The following is a 24149-nucleotide window of genomic DNA, read 5'->3' as shown; positions in this document are numbered from 1 at the left end:
CATGCAAGACATTGAATACACTGAAGAACAAGTGATGATCCGCGACATGGCGCGCGACTTTGCCCGTGGCGAAATCGCGCCCTACGCACAAGCGTGGGAAAAAGCCGGCTGGATTGACGACGCCCTGGTCGCCAAGATGGGCGAGCTCGGCCTGTTGGGCATGGTGGTGCCGGAAGAATGGGGTGGCACCTATGTCGATTACGTCGCCTACGCCCTCGCCGTGGAGGAGATTTCTGCCGGCGACGGCGCCACGGGCGCGCTGATGAGTATCCATAATTCAGTGGGTTGCGGGCCGATCCTCAACTACGGCACAGAAGTGCAAAAGCAGACCTGGTTGGCGGACCTCGCCAGCGGCCAGGCGATTGGCTGCTTCTGCCTGACCGAACCCCAGGCCGGTTCCGAAGCCCACAACTTGCGCACCCGCGCCGAGCTGCGCGATGGCCAGTGGGTGATCACCGGCGCCAAGCAATTCGTCAGCAACGGCAAGCGCGCCAAACTGGCGATCGTGTTTGCCGTGACCGACCCCGAACTGGGCAAAAAAGGCATCTCGGCGTTCCTGGTGCCCACCGCAACAGCGGGCTTCGTGGTGGACCGCACCGAACACAAGATGGGCATCCGCGCGTCCGACACCTGCGCCGTCACCCTCAACCAATGCACAGTGCCCGAGGCCAACCTGTTAGGTGAGCGCGGAAAAGGCCTGGCGATTGCCCTCTCCAACCTGGAAGGTGGCCGCATCGGTATTGCCGCCCAGGCGTTGGGCATCGCCCGTGCCGCCTTTGAAGCGGCGTTGGCGTATGCGCGTGATCGCGTGCAGTTCAACAAGGCGATCATTGAGCACCAGAGCGTGGCCAACCTGCTGGCCGACATGCAGACCCAACTGAATGCCGCACGCTTGCTGATCCTGCATGCTGCGCGATTGCGCAGTGCCGGTAAGCCATGCTTGTCGGAAGCCTCCCAGGCCAAGCTGTTTGCCTCGGAAATGGCCGAGAAAGTCTGCTCGTCAGCGATGCAGATTCATGGCGGGTACGGCTATCTGGAGGATTATCCGGTGGAGCGTTACTACCGGGATGCGCGGATCACGCAGATTTACGAGGGGACCAGCGAGATTCAGCGGATGGTGATTGCCAGGGAGCTCAAGCACTACCAGCTTTAATTGACATAGCGCAAAACCAATGTGGGAGCGGCGGTTCGACGCTCCCACATTTGAGCTCTAGTGTTCACACAACCGCGTTACTTGTCCTTGAACTCCGGCGCACGTTTCGCAACAAACGCTGCCATACCTTCCTTCTGATCCTGCGTCGCAAACGCCGCATGGAACACCCGGCGCTCAAAACGCACGCCTTCCGACAGGCTCACTTCAAACGCACGGTTCACGCTTTCCTTGACCATCATGCTGATCGGCACCGACTTGCCGGCGATCAGGGTGGCGACTTTCAGTGCTTCTTCCAGCAGTTCATCGGCGGGCACGATCCGCGCGACAATCCCGCAGCGCTCCGCTTCTACGGCGTCGATAAAACGCCCGGTCAGGCACATTTCCATGGCCTTGGCCTTGCCCACGGCGCGGGTGAGGCGCTGGGTGCCGCCCATGCCCGGCAGTACGCCGAGGTTGATTTCCGGCTGGCCGAATTTGGCGCCGTCACCGGCCAGGATGAAGTCGCACATCAGCGCCAGCTCACAGCCGCCGCCGAGGGCGAAGCCATTGACGGCAGCGATGATCGGCTTGCGGCGGTTGGCCACGCGGTCGCTGTCGCTGAACAGGTCGTCAAGGTAGATCTGCGGGTAGGTCAGCTCGGCCATTTCCTTGATGTCGGCACCGGCGGCGAAGGCTTTCTTGGAACCCGTCAGCACGATACAGCCGATTTCCGGGTTGGCTTCCAGGCCATCCAGCGCCTGGTTCAATTCGCTGACGAGTTGCGCATTCAGGGCGTTCAAGGCGTGTGGGCGATTGAGGGTAATCAGCCCGACGCGGCCTTGGACGTCGAGCAAAATGGTTTCGTAACTCATGTATCGGCTCCTTAGAGATTGCGTGAGATGACCATGCGCTGGATATCGCTGGTGCCTTCGTAAATCTGGCAGACCCGCACGTCGCGGTAGATCCGCTCCAGGGGGAAGTCGCTCAGGTAACCGTAACCGCCCAGGGTTTGCAAGGCGGCCGAACAGACTTTCTCGGCCATTTCCGAGGCGAACAGCTTGGCCATCGAGGCTTCTACCAGCGCAGGCTTGCCGCTGTCACGCAGGGCGGCGGCGTAATGCACCATCTGCCGGGCGACCGCGATTTGCGTGGCCATGTCCGCCAGGCGGAAGGCCACGGCCTGATGTTCAATGATCGGCTTGCCGAAGCTTTCACGCTCGCGGGCATAGTCGCGAGCCGCTTCAAACGCGGCGCGGGCCATGCCCACCGCTTGCGAGGCGATGCCAACACGTCCGCCTTCGAGGTTGGCCAAGGCAATCTTGTAGCCTTCGCCCTCCTCCCCGAGACGGTTGGCGACCGGAACCTTCACGTCTTCAAACAAAATCTGGCACGTATCGGACGCATGCTGGCCGAGCTTGTCTTCGACCCGTGCCACGCTGTAGCCCGGTGAGTCGGTGGGTACGATAAACGCGCTGATCCCACGCTTGCCCGCCGCAGGGTCGGTCACGGCAAACACAATCACCACCCCGGCGTTCTGCCCGGAGGTGATGAACTGCTTGCAGCCATTGAGTACGTAATGATCACCGTCCAGGCGCGCGCGGGTTTTCAAACTGCTGGCATCGGAACCGGCCTGGGGCTCGGTCAGCGCGAAGGCGCCGAGCATGGCGCCGCTGGCCAGGGGTTTGAGGAACTGTTCTTTCTGCTGGTCGTTGCCGAACGTGAGGATCGGCACGCAGCCTACCGAGTTGTGCACGCTCATGATGGTGGAGCAGGCGCCGTCACCGGCGGCGATTTCTTCCAGGGCCATGGCGTAGGCCAGGTAGCCGGTGTCGCAACCGCCCCACTGTTCCGGCACCAGCATGCCGAAGAAGCCCAGCTCGGCCATTTCACCGATGGCTTCCTTGGGAAAGCGATGCTCGCGGTCCCATTCGGCGGCAAAGGGTTTCAGGCGTTCCTGGGCAAATTGCCGGGCGGCGTCGCTGATTTGCAGTTGTTCGTCATTGGGCAGCATGGTCAGTCCTTAGTACAGGCATTCAACAGCCATGGCCGTGGCTTCACCACCGCCGATACAGATGGCGGCGACGCCACGCTTGAGGCCGTTCTGGCGCAGGGCCGACAGCAGCGTCACCAGGATCCGCGCACCGGAAGCACCGATCGGATGGCCCAGGGCACAGGCGCCGCCGTGGATATTGACCTTGGCGTGGGGAATTTCCAGCTTGCTCATGGTCACCAGACTGACCACGGAGAAGGCTTCGTTGATCTCGAACAGATCCACTTCATCCAGTTTCCAGCCGGTCTTGGTCATCAGCTTACGGATAGCGCCCACCGGCGCCACTGGGAACAACCCTGGTTCATCGGCAAACGCCGCATGCCCATGAATCACGGCCAAGGGCCTGAGACCCCGTTTCCCGGCCTCGGACCGACGCATCAGCAGCAAGGCCGCCGCGCCATCGGAAATCGAGCTGGAGTTGGCCGCCGTCACTGTACCGCCTTCACGGAACGCCGGTTTCAGGCTGCTGATCTTGTCCAGCTTGGCCTTGGGTGGCTGTTCGTCATGCAGGATGGTTTTCTGTTCTTTGCCCACGGTGACCTGTACCGGGACAATCTCAGCGGCAAAATGGCCGTGGGAGATCGCTTCCTGCGCGCGGGTCAGGGACGCGATGGCGAACGCATCCTGGGCCTCACGGGTAAAACCGTTGTGCAGGGCACAATCCTCGGCAAAGGTGCCCATCAGGCGACCCTTGTCGTAGGCGTCTTCCAGGCCGTCGAGGAACATGTGGTCCAGCACCTTGCCGTGGCCCATGCGGTAGCCGCTGCGGGCGCGGTCGAGCAGGTACGGCGCGTTGGACATGCTTTCCATGCCACCGGCAATCACCACGTCGACGCTGCCGGCCAGCAGCGAATCATGGGCGAGGATCGCGGCTTCCATGCCTGAGCCGCACATTTTGTTGAGGGTGGTGCAACGCGTGGCTTTATCCAACCCTGCGCCTAACGCTGCCTGGCGTGCCGGCGCCTGGCCGAGGCCGGCGGGCAGTACGCAGCCAAACAACACTTCATCCACGGCATCGGGAGCAATACCGGCACGTTCGACGGCGGCGCGGATCGCGGCAGAACCCAACTGCGGCGCGGTCAGGCCCTTGAGGTCGCCCTGGAAGCCGCCCATGGGCGTGCGCACGGCGCTGACAATCACGATGGGATCGGTCATGGAAAATCCTCCTTACTTGGCGGCCATGCGCAAGGCGCCGTCGAGACGGATCACCTCGCCATTGAGCATGCTGTTTTCAATGATGTGCCGCACCAACGCGGCGTATTCGGCGGGTTTACCCAGGCGTGGCGGGAATGGCACGCCGGCCGCCAGGGAATCGCGGACTTCCGGGGTCATGCCGGCCATCATCGGTGTTTCGAAAATGCCGGGCGCGATGGTCATGACGCGGATGCCGAAGCGCGCCAGCTCCCGTGCGGCCGGCAAGGTGAGGCTGGCGATGGCGCCCTTGGACGCGGAATACGCCGCCTGGCCGATCTGACCGTCAAACGCGGCGACGGAGGCGGTATTGATGATCACACCGCGCTCGCCGTCGGCATTCGCCTCGGTGTCGGCAATGGCGGCGGCCGCCAGGCGCAACAGGTTGAAGCTGCCGATCAGGTTGACGTTGATCACCTGGGCAAAGCTGGCCAGGCCGTGGGGGCCGTTCTTGCCGAGGATTTTCTCGCCGCGGACCACGCCGGCGCAGTTCACCAGCCCATGCAACCCGCCAAACGCAGCGACGGTGGCCTGCACGGCGGCTTCGGCGGCCGCTTCCTGGCTGATGTCCGCCACGGCGCTGCGGGCATTCTCGCCCAGCTGCTGGGCCTTGGCGGCCACGGCCTCGGCGTTAAGGTCTACCAGCATCACCTTGGCGCCTGCCGCTACAAGCATTTCAGCGGTGGCCGCACCCAGGCCCGAGGCGCCGCCGCTGACCAGGAAGATCTTGTTTTCAATCTGCATTGTTATTCTCTTTAACAGTCCGAGTCGTCGAAATAGTCGCCCCAGAGCGCCACTGCGGCAATGGTCAAAGCCCTCAACCTGCCTGACTGGTTTGGCCAGTCATCGACCGCGCCGATCAGCCGGTCAGCCCAAGCGATTGGACGGGCACACTGCAGGCTTCTACTCTGATGGGCTGCGCCACCCAAGAAGCCCGCCCCTGAATGATAGTCCGACCCAAACCCAACCTCCTGGGCATCCTGTTCTCCCTCAAAGGCTCGATTGCCAAGCGCATCGCCTTGCGCAGTTTGCTGGTCACGCTCCTGGCCTCGGTGATCGTGCTGGTCGAAACCCTGCACCCGGCATACTTTTCCAAGGTCAATGCCACGCCATTCACCTTGCTCGGCCTGTCGTTGTCGATCTTCATGAGTTTTCGCAACAACGCCTGCTATGACCGCTGGTGGGAGGGCCGCAAGCAACTGGGGCAGATGATCATCGACGTGCGCTCGTTGATTCGCGAAACCCAGGTGCTGCGCGATCCCGTCGAGCGTGCGGGTTTGCTGCGCAGCCTGTGTGGCTTTGCCCATGGCCTGGTCGCCCGGCTGCGTCATGAAGATGAAGCCCAGGCCATCAAGCCGTGGAGTCAGGTCCAGGCCAGCCACCCCAACTTGCCCGATAACGTGCTGCAACAGGTCGGCGCGCGGTTTTCCGTATTAGCCGAACAAGGCGTGATCAGCGAATGGCGCTACACCCAACTGGAGGCGCGCCTGGTCAGCCTCAGCCAGGTGCAGGCGTCCTGCGAGCGGATCAAGAGCACGCCGCTGCCCTTCCCCTATACGCTGCTGCTGCATCGCACCATTTACCTGTTCTGCATCCTGCTGCCGTTTGCCATGGCCGAGCCGCTGGGCTGGCTGACGCCGGTGTTTACCGCCATTGTCAGCTACACGTTTTTCGGCCTCGATGAAATCGGTGATGACTTGGAAGACCCGTTCGGCTTTGACGAAAACGACCTGCCCTGCAATGCCCTCCTGCGAACCCTGGAGCGCGAAGTATTGGCGGCCCTCGGCGAAACCGACCTGCCGCCGCCCCTGGAGCCGGTGGAATACGTGCTGACCTGATGCGGGTTTGACACCTGCCGTGGTCTGACCGAAGCTGACGGCTCTGCTGCCCACGCTTTCGGACGCCTGCATGTCAAAGTCACGCCGTTACTCCATCGTCGGCCTGTGCGCCCTGTTGTTGATTGTGATGATCACTTGGTATTTCTCTCGCTCCACCCCGGTGGCTGTAGCGCCCGCCATCGCCCATGGTTACTCCAAGGCCCTGAAACAGGCGCGTAACGGCGAGGCGGGTGCCGCGCGTGTGCTGTACCAGCAACTGGGCCGGCCGGACCTGTCGCCCGAACGTCGCGCTGCGTTGCATGCTGAATTGCCCAACTACCCCAGCCCCCAAGCGCTGAAGCTGGCAGACAAAGACCTGGCCAGCGAGTCGCCCCTGGTGCGCGAAGCCGCCATCCACAGCATTGTCGGCCTGGTGCCCACCGGTCAACGCACCCTGTTGCTCGGGCCGGTACTCGACGATCCCGAGCAGGACGTGCGGTTTGCCGCCGCCAATGCCCTGCTTGGCCTATCGCCCGATACCTTGGGCCTGTACTTCGGGCCCTTGCAGCAGGTCCTCGATGAGTTCGTGAAGAAACTCAAGGCCCAGCCCGAATCGGCCGAAGGCTGGATCCAACTGGCGCGCCTGTACATCCACAGCGCCCTGTTGCCAGAAGCGCAAAATGCCCTGGAACAAGCCATGCGCCTGCAACCGGACAATCTGCAAGCAGTAGTGGCTCAGATTGAATTGCTGGATAAACAAGGCAAGACTGAAGAGTCCCGCCAGTTGCTGGCGCGCCAATTGGCCGCGCACCCTGAGTCAGCCTACCTGCAACATGCCTTGGGCATGTGGCTGTTGCACCACGGCGAGCGGCCGTACGCGCTGCTCGGCCTGTCCAAGGCGGTAGAGCTGGAGCCGGACAATCAGGATTACCGCTACGACCTCGCCACCACGCTGCACGCCCAGCAAGAGCTGGAAGCCGCCCAGCGCCAACTGGAAGAAATCATTCAGCGCCACCCCGCCAATCGCAAGGCACGGGTGCTGCTGATCAACTACTGGAAGGAAAGCGGCCAGTTGCAGAACGTCCAGGTTCTGCTCGCGCAGCTTGAGCAACAGAATCCGGATGATCCGGCGTTGCAACAAGGTCTGTAGGTTCAGGCTAAAACTTGTAAATGCACGCCACCGTTGTACAAATTTTACGAAACGTTGAACCGCCAATGGCCACTACGGTCAAGTGATTATGGCGCGCCCGAGGCGGCGCGCTCTTCTATTTGTACGTGACCTGAGGGCACTCCTTGTCTACATCCAACGAGCTGTTCAGTGAAAAAGCGGCCATCGGCATCGAAGGTCTGGATGACATTCTTTCCGGCGGGCTATCGCGCAGCCACTTGTTTCTGCTGGAAGGTGAACCCGGCACCGGCAAAACCACCGTTGCCCTGCATTTCCTGCAGGCGGGCGCGAAAAACGGCGAAACCTCGTTGTACATCACCCTCTCGGAGACCGAACGAGAATTGCGCCAGGGTGCCAAGTCCCACGGTTGGGACCTGGACGACAATATCCATATCTTCGAACTGACGCCGCCTGAAAGCCTGCTCAACGCTGAGCACCAGCAGAGCCTGCTGTACTCCTCCGACCTGGAGCTGGGTGAAGCCACACGGCAGATCTTTGAAGTGGTCGAACGCGTCAAGCCAACCCGCGTGGTCATCGACAGCCTGTCCGAAATCCGCCTGCTCGCACAAAGCTCCTTGCGTTATCGACGGCAGATCCTGGCGATCAAACATTACTTTGTGCGTTATGACGCCACCGTCCTGCTGCTGGATGACCTGACCACCGAGTCCCTCGACAAGACCGTGCACAGCGTGGCCCACGGTGTGATCCGCCTGGAAGAACTGACCCCCAACTACGGTGCAGAGCGCCGTCGGGTGCGGGTGGTGAAGTACCGCGGGCAGAAATACCGTGGTGGCTTCCATGACTTCACCATCATGCAAGACGGCGTGCATGTGTTCCCACGCCTGGTCGCAGCCGAGCATCGTGGCGGCTACAACCGCGAGACGCTTACCAGTGGCATCCGCGAGCTGGATTCGTTGTTGGGCGGTGGCATAGAGACCGGCTCCAGCAGCTTGATCCTCGGCCCTGCCGGTACGGGCAAATCGCTGATCTCAATGATTTTCGCCGCCGCCGCCGTGGCCCGTGGCGAAAAGGCCGCGCTGTTTATTTTCGATGAAGAGCTGGGCCTGCTGTTCGAGCGCATGAAGAACATGGGCATCGACCTGGCGGCCTTGCAAGCCACCGGCAACCTGCTGATCGAGCAAGTGGACGCCGCTGAACTGTCGCCCGGCGAGTTCTCCCACCGCGTCCGGCGTTGTGTGGATGAGGGCGGGATCAAGACTGTGGTCATCGACAGTATCAACGGCTATCAGGCTGCAATGCCGGAAGAAAACGCACTGATCCTGCACATGCACGAACTGCTGCTGTACCTCAACCGCCGTGGCGCCGCTACCTTCATGACCGTCGCCCAGCATGGTTTGGTCGGAGACATGCAGGCGCCGGTCGACATCACTTACTTGGCCGACACGGTGATTCTGCTGCGTTACTTCGAGGCCATCGGTGAGGTGCGTCGGGCCATTTCGATTATCAAGAAACGTACCGGCTCCCACGAGTCGACGATTCGTGAGTACCGCATCGGCAGCCGTGGCATGACCGTCGGCGAGCCGCTGAACAACTTCCAGGGTGTCCTGCGCGGCATTCCCACCTACATGGGCGCGGGCTCGCCCCTGCTCAAGGATATGGGCTAGTGACGGCCGTTACGCCTGTCTCCGAGCGCGCGATCATCCTCGCGCCGTTGGGACGTGACAGCTCGCTTGCGCTGATGATGCTCAATGAGGCCGGGTACAGCGGCATCATTGCCAGTGACCTGGGCATGCTGTGTGAGGCGTTGGAACACGGCAGCGGCTTGCTGATCATCGCCGCCGAAGCGCTGCGCGGCGCTGACCTGGACCCGTTGCTGGAGCATTTGCACCAACAACCCGCCTGGTCAGACTTGCCTATCGTTCTGATGACCCACCACGGCGGCAGCGAACAGAACGGTTCATCCCAGTTCAGCGGCTTGCTGGGCAACGTGACGTTCCTGGAGCGTCCGTTCCATCCGGTGACGCTGATCAGCCTGGTCAGCACCGCCCTGCGCGGGCGTCGTCGGCAATACGAAGCCCGCGACCGGCTGATCGATCTGAGTGAAAGCGAACTGCGCCTGCAGCGCACGCTGGAAACCCTTGAGCAGCAAGTCGAGGAGCGCACTGCCCAACTGCGCCACAACGAAGACGCCTTGCGCCAATCCCAGAAGATGGAAGCGGTCGGCCAGTTGACCGGCGGTATCGCCCATGACTTCAACAACATGCTCACTGGCATTATCGGCAGCCTGGAACTGCTGCGAAGGCGCGTGTCCCGAGGCAAACTGGACGACCTCGACAGCCTGATCGACCTCGGCGTGACATCGGCCAACCGCGCCGCCGGCCTGACTCACCGTTTGCTGGCGTTTTCCCGTCGCCAGTCCCTTGATTCCAAACCCGTGGAGATCAACCAACTGGTGACCTCGATGGGCGAGTTGCTGCAACGCAGCATCAACGAGAGCATCGCCCTGGACATGCGCCTCACTGGCCAGCTGTGGACCGCCGAGGCCGACCCCAATCAATTGGAAAGCGCCCTGCTCAACCTGGTGATCAATGCGCGGGACGCCATGCCCAACGGCGGCAGCCTCACCGTGGAAACCACCAACCGCCACCTCGACAGCGTCTTCACGGCCGCCTATGGCACCTTGAAACCCGGTGATTACGTTGAGTTGAGCGTCAGCGACACGGGCTGTGGTATTCCCGAAAGTGTGATGGGGCGCGTGTTCGATCCGTTCTTCACCACCAAGCCTATCGGCCAGGGCACGGGCCTGGGGTTGTCGATGATCTACGGGTTCGCCCGCCAGTCACATGGTCATGTCACCATTCACAGTGAAGTCGGCAAAGGCACGACAGTCAGCCTGTTTCTGCCTCGGTTCATTGGCGAAATCGTGGCCGATGTGGCGGCCGATGCAGCGCTGCTGCCCTTCGCCAATGCCGGAGAAACGGTACTGATCGTCGAGGACGACCCTGCGGTGCGTGTACTCGTCAGCGCAGTGCTTAAAGAGTTGGGCTATGGGTTTGTGGAAGCGGGTGATGCTGATACAGCCGTGCCGATCATTGAGTCAGACCAGCGCATCGACCTGCTGATCAGCGATGTCGGCCTGCCCGGCATGAACGGCCGCCAACTGGCGGAAATCGGCCGACAGATCCGGCCAGAGCTCAAGGTATTGTTCATCACCGGTTATGCCGAGCATGCGGCGGTGCGGGGTGGGTTTCTGGATCCGGGCATGCAACTGATCACCAAGCCGTTCACGTTCGATTTGTTGACGGCGAAAGTTCGGGAAATGATCCAGCAATAAAGCGTGATATGTCTGGCAACAGCTACACACATTAGGATTGGAATCGTTGTTGTGGTTATGAATACAAACACTCTGGTATTCATACATCCCGACGAGCGAACCTATGACCGTTGCCGGCCCAATCCATACAGCGCCCCGCCACCTGCCATTGACCCAATTTCAGCAGCGCCCCCTCACGCAAGCGCCCCTTGCTGCCAGTAGCCAACCCATAGAGTCTCCCCCGCCTCAAGGAAACACCCGCAGCCAAGGCGATCTGGAGCTGTCAAAACACTACGGAATAACGCTGGCCAAGTCCTTGGATGATCATGTTATGGACGGTCAGGTGTCGCCCATTCCAGCCAACTCCACGTTCGGTCAATGGTGGGCGCAGTTGAGACGTGCGTTCCAGGCGCCCGATATCACGCAATGGATGAATGATCGCGGCATTGACCCGGACTCAGTGGAAATCAACCCAGGCACGGGACAAGTCATGTTCAGGCTCAAACGCCTACTGGACCCGCTGCAAGTCAAACACACCGTGGGACAGGAGGATGCGCAGTGGGCGGCCGCACGCGTTATTGCTGCCGGCTCATATTTTGCGACGTTCAAGCCGCCTCAGGCCAAGACCAGCAACATTGCACCGATGGTACTGATCGGTCATTTCTACAGAGATCGCAATATTCAGCCGCTCCCAACACCCCAGGAGCGCGTCGCAGACTTTGCGGCGGGGAAAGGCTTTCCTGTGATCAACGATGCAGCATTCGCCGATGTGCGCACCCAGCGCGACGAAGACACCTTGGAACAGCAAAAAGCCTTGCTGGGTAACGTGCATACCCGCTTCAACGTCGCTGAAACATTGAAGACGTTGCTCGCGGGACTGGAGTCGGACACGGCTGAGATCTCGACCTATCTGACGGACTACCATGCATCGGTCCATCCCGACAGTGATTCTGATTATGCGGGCACTACACCCAGTCTCAGACAGTTGTTTGCAAGTAACGGCTGGGATATTCCAACCGATCACGCCCAGTTGGAAAATATTGTAAAGGCATTGATAACGCCACCCCCCGTACGTCCCGAGCATGACAACTACGCGGGTGCGCTCGACTGGCCGCTGCCCGCAGACAACCTCACACGACTGGAACTCATGGCAGACCTGCGTCAGGGGTCCTTTGGCGATATCGACATTTCGCCATTCGCCAACGTGCTTGAATACTTGCTGGACAAAGAAGTCATCGCGCCTGAGGCGTTAAGCAATCCGCGTCAGTTGCTCGATCGCCTGATCAACTCGCCAAAAGGCCGTGCGCTGGGTCAAGCGATTCAAGCCCGGTTTAATAACAGATCCGTCAGCGGCAGTGCGAATGATTGGTTGCTAGCGGCCATGAGCGCTGATCCACAGCACGCCCAGCAAGGCGATAAACGCAATATCGCGGGTTTTTTTGCTTACAGATGCCAGAAATGGTGCGTACACAGCGTCAGAGATTGTGCTGACACTGACTGATCACTTGCTTGACACCGGCAGGTCCTCTTCCTACGAAAAAGCTCAGCTTTTGGCACACCTGCTGTTGTCCTCTCAGGCCCCGGAGTTGCTGGTCAAGGGGATCCCCGATGCGGTGAAGTTCGGTACCCATAGCTGGGTCAGCTTCGCTACCGCAGTTTCACGCATCGAGGCGAGCGCGCCGGGGGCTACGGCGGCGATGACGTATGCGCAAGTAATGCTCGCCGCCGACATCGCGCCGATCAGCCTTGAGCAGCGCCAGGTTGAGTACCAGGCCCAGCAACAGGCACTTAAGGATTGGGCGGTCGTCACCGGGATGGAGTTTCCTGTGTCGGATGAGGCCATGCTGGCGGTGCGCAAGGCATTTGATCAACACATCAGCGAATTGAGTGCGGCGTCTGCCGCCCATTCGAGGGTAATGCCCGATGTTAGGCAAAACGGGCTGCAGGAACTGGCCAAGGCCTTTCCTGATATGGCGCCACGATAAAAAAATGAATGTGCAGTATAAAACCCACGCCAACGATTCCAACACACTGAAATTCAAGGTCTTTGACCACGACGATGAGTGGCAGCAGAAAAACAGTGTCTTCGGTCCGGCGTTCAAAAAACTGTATGAGGCGCAAATTATTCCGTCCGCTACGCCACGCCCCCTCAGCCACCAGCAATTGAAGATGAACTGGGAGAAACTGCATGCAGATCCGGACAACCATGCGCTGAACTGTTATCAAGCGTCCCTGCGCGTCGGGCAGGCTGAAAAGACGCTCTCTGCCAAAGTATTCGATGCCATTACAGACGCAACGAGCGGCAGTGACGGCATCAATTATTCAACCCGCTACCTTGAGCTCATGGAGATCAAACCAGGCAAATTGAACGATCAATTCAACCCGGCCGAGATTACCGAGTCTGGGTTTCTCAATTTCAAGCACTCCACGCCAAATGGCCAGTTTGGTCACACTGTCTACGTCCAGAAAACCAGTAGCAATGAGTTGATGCTTTTCAACACCAACAACCTGGACCTGGATGCGGCAATGGTGAGGAATGGCAACCCGCCCCAGCTCAGTGGCGCAATGACGGTTTACAACCTTGGCAATGGCAAACACAAAGGCTTGCAGAACTTCATCGACGGATTTAATGGGAATACAGGTTGGCAGTTCGCCTTTACCCCGGCCAGCGTGCTCAATGCCAATGTCAACAAACTAAAACCATGATTTGCTGAAAACAGCGGCCTCGCGACGATCACGCAGTCAGCACGCGGTAAAACTGACCGGCACCCACATTTTCACCGCATTAACTGGTAATTGTTGGGTGCACGAATCCTGGAATCAATCGCCTCCGTCGTCACACGAATGGCTAGCAAGTCAACGCAGAAAGATACTGCGCGCCTATTGAAAAGTCCCGACAGAGAACGCCCACATGACCCTCTCCACAAACCGCCCCAGCTCTTTGCAGCCCCATTTCGCTCCCCTTAAACATCCCATCAGCCAGACGTCGCGCGCTCCACTGTCGGTCCTGCCGACCACCCCACATCCGCAGGCTCCAGAGGGTGACAATCGGTTGGCTGGGCTTTATACCAATGTGTTGCGCAATAATCAGGACAAGCCTTGGAACGTTGAACTTGAACCGGTTGGACCGATCCCGTCTGACTCCACACTGGGGCAATGGCGTCACCATTTGACGACGCTGCTGCAGTCACCGGACTTCAAGGAATGGGCGCAGCAAAACCGGATAGACCTGTCAAAATCCATTGTGCTGTTCCCGCCGCGCGGCGCCATTGCGGGTTTTGCCGCGCTCACCGTCAAACCGCCGGCGACTGCCCGGAATGCGTTAGGTATTGTCAAATACTTCGGCAGTTTCGTTGGTGGTGGTAGCCAAGCGCTGCCATTGTCTTGGTCAATCATCATGCAGGCATCGACAGTCCTGGCAAGCGGGCAAACTTCCATACGCGCGCCCACAGACGGCATGGCACTGGCCAAGGATGTGGCGGCGTTTTACGGCGATCCCCTGCCAAAAACCGCAGAGGAAGCCAACGAACGTGCTACGCAGTTGGAGCAGCAAAAGGCCTTCGCGGGCAGCGCCCACGAAGGCAAAGAGGACGCGCTTGAGCATCAGAAGAGTCAAATGGGCGATGTCAGTAACCGACATACGTTTGCACGCAAGGTCATTGGTCCAGTGTTCGATGCGTTCATGCCGTTGTACTTGGATGCCCAGGAAAAGGCGGGATTACCCATCGGCTCAGGCGGTAGCCAGAACACCGCGCTGTTCAGCGCCCCGCTGAAAAGCGCTCTGGAAAACCTCTTCGATGTCACCACCCTGCCACTTGACCCCCAATCGTCCTACCAACGCGTTCAGGCGTTGAAACACCCAGGAGAGGTCACACTAAAACGGTTTATGGAGGACCATGGTTGGACGATACCAACGAGCCTTGCAGAGCTGAAAAGCCTTTTTGTCAGCGTCACTGCTGCTTCACCCTTGTCTCCCCCCCATGGAGATCTCGGAGGCGCGTTATCCTGGCCAGTACCACCGAGCCATCAAGTGCAGGTGAGCAGTTCCCAAACGCTTTCGATGTCACCGGGGGCAAAACACGGTCTGTTCAGACAGCTGACCAGCAGGCTGGTGCTGGACACCTCAATGCTGGCGCACCCGCGCAGGGTGATCGAAGGTATCATCGACTCTGCGGAAGGTCAGCGGGTTGGTAAATCTCTACAAGACAAGTTCGGCGGACTTCACACTGAATCCAGCGTTGCCGATTGGTTGTTGACGGCGCTTCAACTGTCCCTGGACCAGGACACCTTGCTGGACCGTTCCGGCGCGTCTACCCGTAATAAGGTGGCCGGTTTCGACCTGGCGAGCCCCGCGCATTTCGGCAAACACCCATCGCAGGTGGTCAAGGCGCTGTCTGACCACCTTGAGGGCCAGCAAAAAGCTAGCGCAGAACTCGCCCCCGTTGCCGCCCACCTCTTGCTGGCCCGCCGTGCGCCGGCGTTCTTGGTCAAGGATGTGCCTGCCACCATCGCTTATGGCTCCCACTCCTGGGTGGGTCTTGAGGTGGCAGTGGCGCGCCTCGAGGCCAAGGCACCAGGATCGACAGCATTGATGACCTATGCCCAGGTGATGGCGAATACCAACCTGGCGCCGATCACCCATCATGATCAGCTCGTTGAATACACAGCCCAACAAATCGCGCTGAAAGACTGGGGGGTGGCCAATGGCGTGGTCGAGACAAATGCAAAGGATGAGTACACAGCGCCCCAGATGACATCGATACGCACTGCATTCACCCGGCAGATCGAAGAGCTGAGCGCTGCTTCAACGACGTTTTCCACCGACATGCCAACGCGGCGGGAATTGGCCGTCGAGGCATTGAAAAAGGCATATGGCGATGATATCGACTACGAAAAGCCCTGCATCGAGTCCTTGACCAAGGCACAGGATCGGGATGACGTGGGGCCGCATTCGATTGTCGATATCTACCTGAACGGTGGGTATGGCGCGGCACTGGGACGTGACTGGACATCCACGGACCCGAGCGTGGCTATCGAACGCCTGAAAACTCCGCGCGATCTGCCTGATATCAATGCGGCATTCGACAAGGCTTTCCCCGCTTACACCAGCGCCATGGAGACTGCCATTGGCGCGCAGGTCAAGCACCTGATTGCCACCCTCCCCCTTGAAGATCGCAAGAATATTGAGCAAGGCAAGCTGGATATTTTCAAGGATGTGCAGGTGAAAACCGATAATTTTGGAGAGACAACGAAAGCCACCGTGCCACACAAGAACGCTGTTCTACTCAAGCTCGAACGTAACGGCGTCGTCACCCTCTACGAGGTGAATTTGCAGCAGAAAACGATCCGCAAGCGTGAAGACAAAAACACCGCTGAACCCGGCAAGATGATTCAAGATTACCGGGCTGGCATTACAACCTTTGAGTATCCAAGGGTTGTTCCTGAGGGCCGCTACGCAGCAACCATCACCGATGAAAAGCCGACGTCGGATGCCATTCCCGACAGCTACGCCAGTGACAGGACCGCCTACATTGCCGGTGCATTGGTGAAAAGCGCAGATATTGGCGCGTACGAAAGCGAAGCTCGGGGGCAGACGACGTTTGACAGCCGCCAACCGTTTTACATGAACAGCCGCGAAATCCTGCTGAATATTCTTCCGGTGTATTCAGCGATCAAGAACTTCGAGGCCGGTAACATTGGGGACGGCATTATAGATCTGACACTTGACGCCTTCGGCTTCATGATTGGATTGAGTGCAGCAGCCAAGAGCGCGAAAGCACTGAAGGTTGGCGCCAGCAGCGCGGCGCGGATAACTCGTGCTGTCAAGATCGTTGGCCGAGCGGCCATCGGCTCGCTGAACCCTGTGGACGGTATTGAAAAACTGCCGTCGATCGCACTCAAGGGTGCACGCTCAGCGAGCTCCTCAATCAAGCAACTGCGCGGCGCCGCGGGCCAATACGATTTATTGAAGGCCAGTCAGCGCTATGACGTGGCGGCAACAGGCACTTATAAACTGGCGGAGCAGACGCTGGAAACCCCAGCGGTCATGCACGCAGGAAAATGGTATGCCTATGATTCGGTGACTGGCAAAGCCTACGGCGCGCCCCTTGCCATGTTCTCAGCGAACAGCATCGCCATGGGCGGGGAAATGCAAAACTTCAGAATCATCAACAATGGCCTTGGCATGTCCGAAGACGTGACCAAGCGTGGACTGCGTCTGACACTGGACGCCCATGGCGGGATGATTCCAAATGGCAAGTCTGCGCTAATGCAAGTTGATGGCGAATTCCTGACCCCGTCTGAGTTACTCGATCAACTGAAAGCATCCAAGGTAGACCTGAGCAAATACAGTGAGATTCGCCTGACCATGTGCAACTCCGGCACGGGCGCGGACGAGTCATTTGCTGCCCAGCTCGCCAAGATGACGAATAAACCGACTGAAGGTTTCCTCGGTGTCATGCATACCGACTCAGAGGTGGAAGATGTCGCGGCACGTATGTTCAAGAATGGCGGGGTCAAGCAGCGCGAATACATCGATGCGCATGTTAACGGCGTCAAGAAAGAGATTACCAAATACAAGATGACCGGTAAGACTGGCGATAACCGAGGCATCTACACGGTTTCTCCAGACTACAACCCTGTTCGTTTCAGCTCCGAGGGCAAGCTGTTGCCCTCCAAACCCGTACGAGAACCCTACACGGGGGAGGTCATCAAGCCGAATGGTCCCCAAACGCCTCAATCCAACCCTGCCGACGTGGATTTTTCTGACTATGAGGATCTGACATAACAGACCACCGCTCGGGTTTCCTCGCGCTTACCGCGCGAGGTCACTTCAGGGCAATTTATGCCAACAACCGCTGGATATGCTCTTGCAGCGTATCCAGGTCAAACGGCTTGGCCAGGATAGGCGCGTTGCGCGTGATCGGGCTGTTGCAGTCGAGGATTTCCTGCGGGTAACCGCTGATGAAAATAACCTTCAATTCCGGTCGCAACTTGATCGCCGGCTCGGCAATCTGCACGCCGGAAATCCCGCCCGGCAAACGGTAGTCCGTCACCATCAAATCCAGGTGCGGCTTGGTCGCCAGGATTTCAAAGGCCTGCTCCCCATCGATCGCCTTCAACACCCGATAGCCCAGGCCGGCCAGGTATTCACCCAGCACAAACATAATGGATTCATCGTCCTCGACGATCAGAACGACATCTTGTGCATCTTCACTCATGGGAAGCCTTAGTCCGGTCAATTGCTGCAATTACGACCATGGGGTCACGCAGAGGTTGCGTCGAGGTGACGATTGAATTCATGCCGAGGCCTGCAACGGCAGGCACACCCTGAACAAGGCACCCTCGCCTATCTGGCTCTCGACCTCGATGGTGCCGCCATGGGCCGCAACGATCTGTTCGGAAATAAACAGCCCAAGGCCCAGGCCAGCAGCCACTTGGCTCGCGGACACACGCTCGAACTGCTGGAAAATACGCTTCTGGTTTTCTTCACTGATGCCAATCCCGTGGTCGCGCACTTCCACCCGCGCTTCGCCATGCTCGCTGTACACGCGCACTTCTACCGGACTTTTGGCCCCATAACGCAGTGCATTGGTCAGCAGGTTGGTGACCACCTGTTCGATGCGGAACTCATCCCAGTTGCCGACCACGGGATTGTCGGCGATCAGGCTCATGGACGAATCCGCCGCCGCCACTTGAGGGGCGAAGTTTTCGACCATGTTGCTCACCAACTGCGCCAAGTCGAAACGCGCCGTACGTATCGATAACTTGCCGGTGCGGATGCGCGATACATCGAGCATGTCTTCGATCAGGCGGATCAGGCTCTGGATCTGACGCTCATCGCGGTCGACCATAGCGTGCATCTTGTCCAGGGTGAACGCGGCGGCGTTGTCACGGGCCAGGTGCATCTTGCGCAGTTGGGTCTCCAGGATCAGGCCGTTAAGGGGCGTACGCACTTCGTGGGCGACGATCGACATGAAGTCGTCACGCATGCGCACCGCCTGCTCCAACTCGGCCTGGGTGGCCTGCAGGCGCGTGAGCAGCAGTTCCTGCTCGCGGCGGCTGCGCTCCAGCGCTTCGACCTGCTGCTTCATGGCCTTGCTTTGGCGGAACAGGTCGACGAACACGTTGACCTTGCTTTTCACCGCATGGATATCCAACGGCTTGTGCAAAAAGTCTACCGCGCCGCTTTCGTAGCCCTTGAAGGCGTAGTTGAGCTCGCGGCCGGCGGCGCTGACGAACACGATGGGGATGTTCTTGGTTTTCTCGGTGCCGCGCATCAGCTCGGCCAGCTCAAAACCGTTCATGCCGGGCATCTGTACATCGAGAATCGCCATAGCGAACTCATGCTCCAGCAGCAGGGACAAGGCCTCGTCGGCGCTCAATGCCTTGAACACCTGGCGGTCCTCGCGCTTGATCAGCGCTTCAAGGGCCAGCAGGTTTTCCGGCAGATCATCGACAATCAGCAATTTGGCCTGGACAGTACTTAACATGGGGAATATTCCAGGGAAGCCAGCAATGAGCCAATGCGGCTCAGCGTCAGAATGTGGTCGGGTGTGTGCAGCGCCAGGGCTGCCCGGGGCATGACGGCAACGCGTGCTTCTGTGGGCTCTTGCACCACAGTGGTTCCACCGTGTTGCTTGACGTGGGCCAGGCCGCGCGCGCCGTCATGGTTGGCGCCGGTCAACAGAATGGCCAACAGGCCCGTGCCATAGGCATCGGTGGCGGATTCGAAGAGGAAATCAATCGCCGGCCGCGAATGGTGCACGCGGTCTTCCTGGCTCAGGGACAGGCTGCGGTCGTGCTCCACCGACAGGTGATAGCCAGGGCCGGCAAAATACAATGTGCCCGGCTTGATCACTTCCTTGTCACGGGCCTCCACCACAGGCATGGCCACGCGGCGGTCGAACACTTCGGCCAATTGGCTGCGACGCTCGTCCGGCAAGTGCAGGACGGTAATGATCGGCAAGCCAAAATCGGCAGGCAGCTCGGCGAATATCGTCAGCAACGCCTCCACTCCACCAGCGGAGGCGCCAATGACGATCGCTTCTATGCCCCGGACCGATGCCGGGCTGGCAGCCGCTTGATTCATAGTTTGCGGTAGATCCGTTCCTGTTTGACCAAGGGTTCGAACTGCTTGCCGTATGCGGAGAAATCCAGGGTCTCCTTGCTGCCCAGCACCAGGAAGCCGCGATGACACAGCGACTCATGGAACAGTCCAAATGCGCGATCCTGCAATTTTTTATTGAAATAAATTAGTACGTTACGACACGAAATTAATTGAGTCTCTGAGAATACACTGTCGGTCGCCAAGCTGTGATCGGCAAAGGTGACATTCTCGCGCAACGTTTTATCGAAGATCGCGTAATCGTAAGCCGCGGTGTAGTAGTCGGCAAATGAACGTTGCCCACCGGCCTGCTGATAGTTGGCGGTGTAGGCGCGTACGTTCTCCAGGGAGAAGATGCCCTGCTTGGCCTTGTCCAGCGACGCCGGGTTGATGTCGGTGGCGTAGATGATCGTACGCTCGAGCAACCCCTCCTCGCGCAGCAGGATGGCCATGGAGTACACCTCCTCGCCCGTGCTGCAGCCGGCGATCCAGATCTTGATCGACGGATAAGTCTTGAGCAGCGGCACCACTTCCTGGCGGATAGCCAGAAAATGCGACGGGTCGCGAAACATCTCGCTCACCGGAATCGTCAGGAACTGCAACAGTTGCATAAACGCCGCAGGGTCGTGCAGCACGCGCTCCTGCAAGGCGGAGATGGTCGCGCAATCAAACTGGCGCAAGGCATGGGCCACACGGCGCTTCACCGACGCCCCGGAGTAATCGCGGAAGTCGTAGCTGTACTTGAGGTAAATCGCCTCGATCAACAGGCGCAGCTCAATATCGCTGCTTTTTTCCAAAAAACTTCGCTCCACTTAAATGCGTTCCATCTTTGGCAACCAGACGCGAATCAGTGAGAACAGACGGTCCAGATCGATCGGCTTGGCCAGGTAATCGTTGGAACCGGCCGCGAGGCAGCGCTCCTGATCGTCCTTCATGGCCTTGGCCGTCACCGCAATGATCGGCAGCTTCTTCCAGCGCGGGTCCTGGCGGATCAAGGCAGTGGCCTCGTAACCGTCCATTTCCGGCATCATCACGTCCATCAGCACCAGGTCGATATCGTCGACTTCATTGAGTTTGTCGATGGCTTCACGGCCATTACGCCCGATCACCACCACGGCGCCTTTGTGCTCCAGGGCGCTGGTCAGGGCGAAGATGTTGCGTACATCGTCGTCCACCAGCAGGATTTTACGCCCCTCGAAGACCTTGTCGCGGCTGCGCGCGGTCTTGAGCATCTTCTGGCGGTCATGGGACAGCTGGGATTCGACTTTGTGCAGAAAGAGTGTGACTTCATCCAGCAGGCGCTCCGGCGAGCGGGCGCCCTTGATGATGATCGAGCGCGAATACTTGCGCAGCTCGGCCTCTTCATCGCGGGTCAGGTTGCGCCCGGTGTAGACGATCACCGGTGGGAACGAGCAGATATCTTCCGTCGCCATGCGCTTGAGCAGCTCGTTGCCGAGCATGTCTGGCAGCTTGAGGTCGATGATCATGCAGTCGTAGATATTCGTACGCAGCAGGTCCAAGGCGGCCTGGGCGTAGCCGACGTCGGTGATCTCGATGTCATCGTCGCCGATCAGGCGGGCAATGCTGTCGCGCTGCAGGTCATCGTCTTCCACCAGCAGCACACGCTTGACCTTCTGGGTCAGCTTGGCTTCCAGGCGCGCAAACACGTCCTTGAGTTCTTCGCGGGTGGTCGGTTTGACCGCATAACCAATGGCGCCCATGTGCATGGCGGCTTCGACGCGGTCTTCCACGGAAATCACATGCACCGGGATATGCCGGGTGTTGGCGTGCTCTTTCAGGCGTTGCAGCACCGTCAGCCCGGAATGGTCCGGCAGGCGCATGTCCAGCAGGATCGCGTCGGGGACGTATTCTTCGGCCAGGCTGTAGCCTTCGTCCGCGCCGTGGGCCACCAGGCAGTTGTAGCCCAGCTCGTGGGCCAGGTCGAAGAGGATGCGGGCAAAGTTCGGCTCGTCTTCCACCACCAGGATGCAGCGCGTGGTGAACGGTGCCTTGTCGCGGTCGTCGGCAAAGCGCGGGATCTGCTGGGTGTCGGCCACTGGCAATGGCGACACCTTCACGGGCGTCGGCGCAGGCGCCACCACGACTTGGCGCGGCTGCTCGATGGGGGCAGCGTCTTCTTCGCGCTCGACATACTGTTCCGGCAGGACCAGCGTGAAAATACTGCCTTTGCCTGGCTCGCTGGTCACGCTGATATAGCCTCCCAGCAGGGTCGCCAGGTCGCGGGAAATCGACAGGCCGAGGCCGGTGCCGCCGTAACGACGGTTGGTGGTGCCGTCTGCCTGGCGGAAGGCTTCGAAGATGCTTTCCTGCTGGTCCGGCGCAATACCGATGCCGGAATCGCGTACGGTAAAGGCAATGCCCTCCCCCGGTGCACGGGACACCGACAGGCTGACGTCGCCCTGTTCGGTGAACTTGACCGCGTTGGACAACAAGTTCTTGAGGATCTGCTCCAGGCGCTGGCGATCGGTGAACAGCATACCCGGCGCGCCTTCCTGCACTTCCACCTGGAAGCCCAGCTTGCGATCCGCCGCCAGCGGCTCGAACATGCCGCGCAGGCCGTCAACCAGGCGTGCCACGCTGGAGTTTTCCGGACGCATTTCCAGCTTGCCGGCCTCGACCTTGGAGATATCCAGGATGTCGTTGATCAGGTTGAGCAGGTCATTGCCGGCAGAATAGATCGACTCGGCAAACTTGACCTGTTCGGCGCTGAGGTTTTCCTGGGGGTTCTCCGCCAGCAATTTGGCCAGGATCAGCGAGCTGTTCAGCGGTGTGCGCAGCTCGTGGGACATGTTGGCGAGGAATTCGGACTTGTACTTGCTGGAACGTTGCAACTCGTCGGCACGGTCTTCCAGTTCGAGCTGCGCCTGGCTGAGTTCAGCGTTCTTGCGGTCCATGGCGTCGCGCTGCTGGGCCAGGGTTTCGGTCTGTTCGGCCAACTGCTCGTTGGTCTGTTCCAGCTCGGCCTGTTGGGTTTCCAGGTGGGCCTGGGATTCCTTGAGGATGCGCGACTGTTCTTCGAGTTCTTCGTTGGCGGTCTTGAGTTCTTCTTGCTGCACTTGCAGCTCTTCGTTGAGCTGCTGAGTCTCGGCCAGCACTTCCTGCAGGCGCTGGCGATAGCGGGCGGCTTCGATGGAGGTGCCGATATTCCCGGCGATCAGCTCCAGCAGCTCGACGTCACGTTCTTCCAGAGGACGCAGGAAGCCCAGTTCGATCACACCGTTGACGCGGTCATCGTCACTGGTCGGCATCACCAGCACGCTGCGGGTCGGACCTTCGCCCAGGCCGGAGCTGACCTTGAAGTAGTCCACCGGCACATCGTCCAGGCGAATCAGGCGATCCAGCTGGGCTGCTTGCCCAACGATGCCCTCGTCGCTGTAGATCGACTGTTCCTTCTGCTCCTGCTCGCGGGAGAAACCATAAGTGGCGACACGTTTGAGCCCGCCGTGCTCTTCACGCACGTACAGCGCGGCGACGGCTGAGCCCATGTACTGGGCAAAGAATTGCAGGATGTTGCGGCCCAGCATGTTCAGCGTGAGCTGGCCGAGCACTTGTTCTGCCAGTTCAGTCTGGCCGTTACGCAACCACGCTTGTTGCTCCAGGCGCCGTGCAATCTTCTGTTGTGACGCGAGGCTTGCGCTGTAACTCTCTGATAATGCAATTAAATGCTTACGCCCAATGTATGCCAGAAAACCACTCAGGCCGAGCACAAATGCCAGGTACAGGGTGACGCTGATCACGGTAGTGCGGGTGACTTCTTCATTGCGGGTGATGCGGAACTGCTGTTCCATCGCCACCGCGTCGTCGTATTCCTTGCGGATCTCGTCCGTCAGGCGCTTGCCACGTCCCGCCTTGACTGCGCTGCGGTAGTCACCGCTCTCACGCTGCATATCAATCATCGACTGGGCGTATTTGTTCCACTCGATTTGCAGGGCTTCCAGGCGCTTTAGACGATCCACTTGCTGCGGATTGTCGGCCACCAGCTCCTGCAAATTACGCAAATCGGCAATGATTCGCGGCTTGGCCACTTCGTAAGGGTCGAGGAAATGCTCGTCACCGGTGATCAGGAAACCGCGCATGCCGGTCTCAAGGTCCACCGTCAGCTTGGACGACTCATTGAGGTTATTGATCACCCGATCGGTGTGTTCGACCCACTGGATCACCGTCAACAGGTAGGTGATCAGGCAGACGAAAAACACCGCACTGAGCACGCCCACGCCCAAGGGCAGCGCGACGTTTCGGCTCAGGAGGTTACGAAAGCTCTTTTCATCGACGGACGACGCAGGGGTCATGGGCATGCCTTGGCCAAGTGTGGAAAAACCGGGAGTTTGCCCCAAAGTGGCAGCCAAGACCATTTTTCTGGAACGGTTTTGTACTGATTCCTACAAAAGAA

Annotated in this window: 18 protein-coding genes; 9 read left to right on the top strand and 9 right to left on the bottom strand. The window is 59.4% G+C overall.

Annotated elements, in window-relative coordinates; all coding sequences use genetic code 11:
• Position 1: 1 nt before the first annotated feature.
• Positions 2-1153, top strand: a complete 1152-nt coding sequence (locus tag HX812_RS24325; protein WP_038851490.1) for an acyl-CoA dehydrogenase family protein — start codon at positions 2-4, stop codon at positions 1151-1153.
• 77 nt (positions 1154-1230) lie between these two features.
• Here the strand turns inward: HX812_RS24325 and HX812_RS24320 are convergent, their stop codons facing one another.
• The 4 genes from HX812_RS24320 to HX812_RS24305 are packed head-to-tail and all read right to left on the bottom strand — an operon-like array spanning position 1231 to position 5117.
• On the bottom strand, positions 1231-2004 hold the full coding sequence (locus HX812_RS24320; protein WP_038851491.1) for an enoyl-CoA hydratase: 774 nt from the start codon (positions 2002-2004) through the stop codon (positions 1231-1233).
• 11 nt (positions 2005-2015) lie between these two features.
• Positions 2016-3143 (bottom strand): acyl-CoA dehydrogenase, encoded by a 1128-nt coding sequence (locus HX812_RS24315; protein WP_038851493.1) that lies wholly within the window; start codon positions 3141-3143, stop codon positions 2016-2018.
• A gap of 9 nt (positions 3144-3152) precedes the next feature.
• Positions 3153-4337 (bottom strand): acetyl-CoA C-acyltransferase, encoded by a 1185-nt coding sequence (locus HX812_RS24310; protein WP_038851494.1) that lies wholly within the window; start codon positions 4335-4337, stop codon positions 3153-3155.
• A 12-nt stretch (positions 4338-4349) separates the two neighbouring features.
• A complete protein-coding gene (locus tag HX812_RS24305; protein ID WP_038851496.1) occupies positions 4350-5117 on the bottom strand; it encodes an SDR family NAD(P)-dependent oxidoreductase in 768 nt (255 codons plus the stop codon).
• Positions 5118-5317: 200 nt separating this feature from the next.
• On the opposite strand from HX812_RS24305, the gene HX812_RS24300 reads away from it, so the two are divergent.
• From HX812_RS24300 to HX812_RS24265, 8 genes are all read left to right on the top strand, one after another.
• Positions 5318-6211 (top strand): bestrophin family protein, encoded by an 894-nt coding sequence (locus HX812_RS24300; RefSeq protein ID WP_038851497.1) that lies wholly within the window; start codon positions 5318-5320, stop codon positions 6209-6211.
• 70 nt (positions 6212-6281) lie between these two features.
• Complete coding sequence (locus HX812_RS24295; RefSeq protein ID WP_038851498.1) at positions 6282-7340, top strand: tetratricopeptide repeat protein; 1059 nt, start codon at positions 6282-6284, stop codon at positions 7338-7340.
• Positions 7341-7483: 143 nt separating this feature from the next.
• Positions 7484-8983, top strand: coding sequence for an ATPase domain-containing protein (locus HX812_RS24290; RefSeq protein WP_038851500.1), 1500 nt, complete (start codon positions 7484-7486; stop codon positions 8981-8983).
• A complete protein-coding gene (locus HX812_RS24285; RefSeq protein WP_038851501.1) occupies positions 8983-10653 on the top strand; it encodes an ATP-binding protein in 1671 nt (556 codons plus the stop codon). The genes HX812_RS24290 and HX812_RS24285 overlap by 1 nt, the downstream gene beginning before the upstream one ends.
• A 103-nt stretch (positions 10654-10756) precedes the next feature.
• Positions 10757-12133, top strand: coding sequence for a hypothetical protein (locus tag HX812_RS24280; protein ID WP_050572510.1), 1377 nt, complete (start codon positions 10757-10759; stop codon positions 12131-12133).
• Positions 12117-12617, top strand: a complete 501-nt coding sequence (locus tag HX812_RS24275; protein ID WP_050572511.1) for a hypothetical protein — start codon at positions 12117-12119, stop codon at positions 12615-12617. Before HX812_RS24280 ends, HX812_RS24275 begins: the two co-directional genes overlap by 17 nt.
• A gap of 4 nt (positions 12618-12621) precedes the next feature.
• The gene (locus tag HX812_RS24270) at positions 12622-13338 is read left to right on the top strand and encodes a hypothetical protein (RefSeq protein WP_038851503.1); all 717 of its coding nucleotides are present in this window, start codon (positions 12622-12624) and stop codon (positions 13336-13338) included.
• Between the two features lie 205 nt (positions 13339-13543).
• Entirely contained in the window at positions 13544-17419 is a 3876-nt protein-coding gene (locus HX812_RS24265; RefSeq protein ID WP_152514772.1) for a hypothetical protein, read from the top strand.
• 55 nt (positions 17420-17474) lie between these two features.
• Here the strand turns inward: HX812_RS24265 and HX812_RS24260 are convergent, their stop codons facing one another.
• The 5 genes from HX812_RS24260 to HX812_RS24240 form a co-directional block, all read right to left on the bottom strand.
• A complete protein-coding gene (locus HX812_RS24260; protein WP_003217591.1) occupies positions 17475-17852 on the bottom strand; it encodes a response regulator in 378 nt (125 codons plus the stop codon).
• A 78-nt stretch (positions 17853-17930) separates the two neighbouring features.
• On the bottom strand, positions 17931-19124 hold the full coding sequence (locus HX812_RS24255) for a hybrid sensor histidine kinase/response regulator (RefSeq protein WP_038851505.1): 1194 nt from the start codon (positions 19122-19124) through the stop codon (positions 17931-17933).
• Entirely contained in the window at positions 19118-19723 is a 606-nt protein-coding gene (locus tag HX812_RS24250) for a chemotaxis protein CheB (RefSeq protein WP_038851506.1), read from the bottom strand. The genes HX812_RS24255 and HX812_RS24250 overlap by 7 nt, the downstream gene beginning before the upstream one ends.
• Positions 19720-20550 carry a protein-glutamate O-methyltransferase CheR gene (locus tag HX812_RS24245; RefSeq protein ID WP_012724198.1) on the bottom strand — a complete coding sequence of 277 codons (831 nt, stop codon included), beginning with the start codon at positions 20548-20550 and terminating at the stop codon, positions 19720-19722. Before HX812_RS24245 ends, HX812_RS24250 begins: the two co-directional genes overlap by 4 nt.
• The gene (locus tag HX812_RS24240; RefSeq protein WP_038851508.1) at positions 20551-24048 is read right to left on the bottom strand and encodes a response regulator; all 3498 of its coding nucleotides are present in this window, start codon (positions 24046-24048) and stop codon (positions 20551-20553) included.
• Between the last annotated feature and the right edge of the window lie 101 nt (positions 24049-24149).

The sequence above is a fragment of the Pseudomonas sp. IPO3749 genome (assembly GCF_013386605.1).
In the GTDB taxonomy this organism is placed as follows: Bacteria; Pseudomonadota; Gammaproteobacteria; order Pseudomonadales; family Pseudomonadaceae; genus Aquipseudomonas; species Aquipseudomonas azotoformans_A.
The sequence above is the reverse complement of the archived record's forward strand: the minus strand, read 5'-3'. Positions and strand labels throughout refer to the sequence as shown.

Excerpts from the sequence above, each read along its gene's own strand:
- HX812_RS24315 (WP_038851493.1), bottom strand. The coding sequence starts at position 3,143 with ATGCTGCCCAATGACGAACAACTGCAAATCAGCGACGCCGCCCGGCAA.
- HX812_RS24325 (WP_038851490.1), top strand. The coding sequence starts at position 2 with ATGCAAGACATTGAATACACTGAAGAACAAGTGATGATCCGCGACATG.
- HX812_RS24255 (WP_038851505.1), bottom strand. The coding sequence starts at position 19,124 with ATGTTAAGTACTGTCCAGGCCAAATTGCTGATTGTCGATGATCTGCCG.
- HX812_RS24270 (WP_038851503.1), top strand. The coding sequence starts at position 12,622 with ATGAATGTGCAGTATAAAACCCACGCCAACGATTCCAACACACTGAAA.
- HX812_RS24295 (WP_038851498.1), top strand. The coding sequence starts at position 6,282 with ATGTCAAAGTCACGCCGTTACTCCATCGTCGGCCTGTGCGCCCTGTTG.
- HX812_RS24265 (WP_152514772.1), top strand. The coding sequence starts at position 13,544 with ATGACCCTCTCCACAAACCGCCCCAGCTCTTTGCAGCCCCATTTCGCT.
- HX812_RS24280 (WP_050572510.1), top strand. The coding sequence starts at position 10,757 with ATGACCGTTGCCGGCCCAATCCATACAGCGCCCCGCCACCTGCCATTG.
- HX812_RS24310 (WP_038851494.1), bottom strand. The coding sequence starts at position 4,337 with ATGACCGATCCCATCGTGATTGTCAGCGCCGTGCGCACGCCCATGGGC.
- HX812_RS24300 (WP_038851497.1), top strand. The coding sequence starts at position 5,318 with ATGATAGTCCGACCCAAACCCAACCTCCTGGGCATCCTGTTCTCCCTC.
- HX812_RS24305 (WP_038851496.1), bottom strand. The coding sequence starts at position 5,117 with ATGCAGATTGAAAACAAGATCTTCCTGGTCAGCGGCGGCGCCTCGGGC.
- HX812_RS24260 (WP_003217591.1), bottom strand. The coding sequence starts at position 17,852 with ATGAGTGAAGATGCACAAGATGTCGTTCTGATCGTCGAGGACGATGAA.
- HX812_RS24320 (WP_038851491.1), bottom strand. The coding sequence starts at position 2,004 with ATGAGTTACGAAACCATTTTGCTCGACGTCCAAGGCCGCGTCGGGCTG.
- HX812_RS24250 (WP_038851506.1), bottom strand. The coding sequence starts at position 19,723 with ATGAATCAAGCGGCTGCCAGCCCGGCATCGGTCCGGGGCATAGAAGCG.
- HX812_RS24240 (WP_038851508.1), bottom strand. The coding sequence starts at position 24,048 with ATGACCCCTGCGTCGTCCGTCGATGAAAAGAGCTTTCGTAACCTCCTG.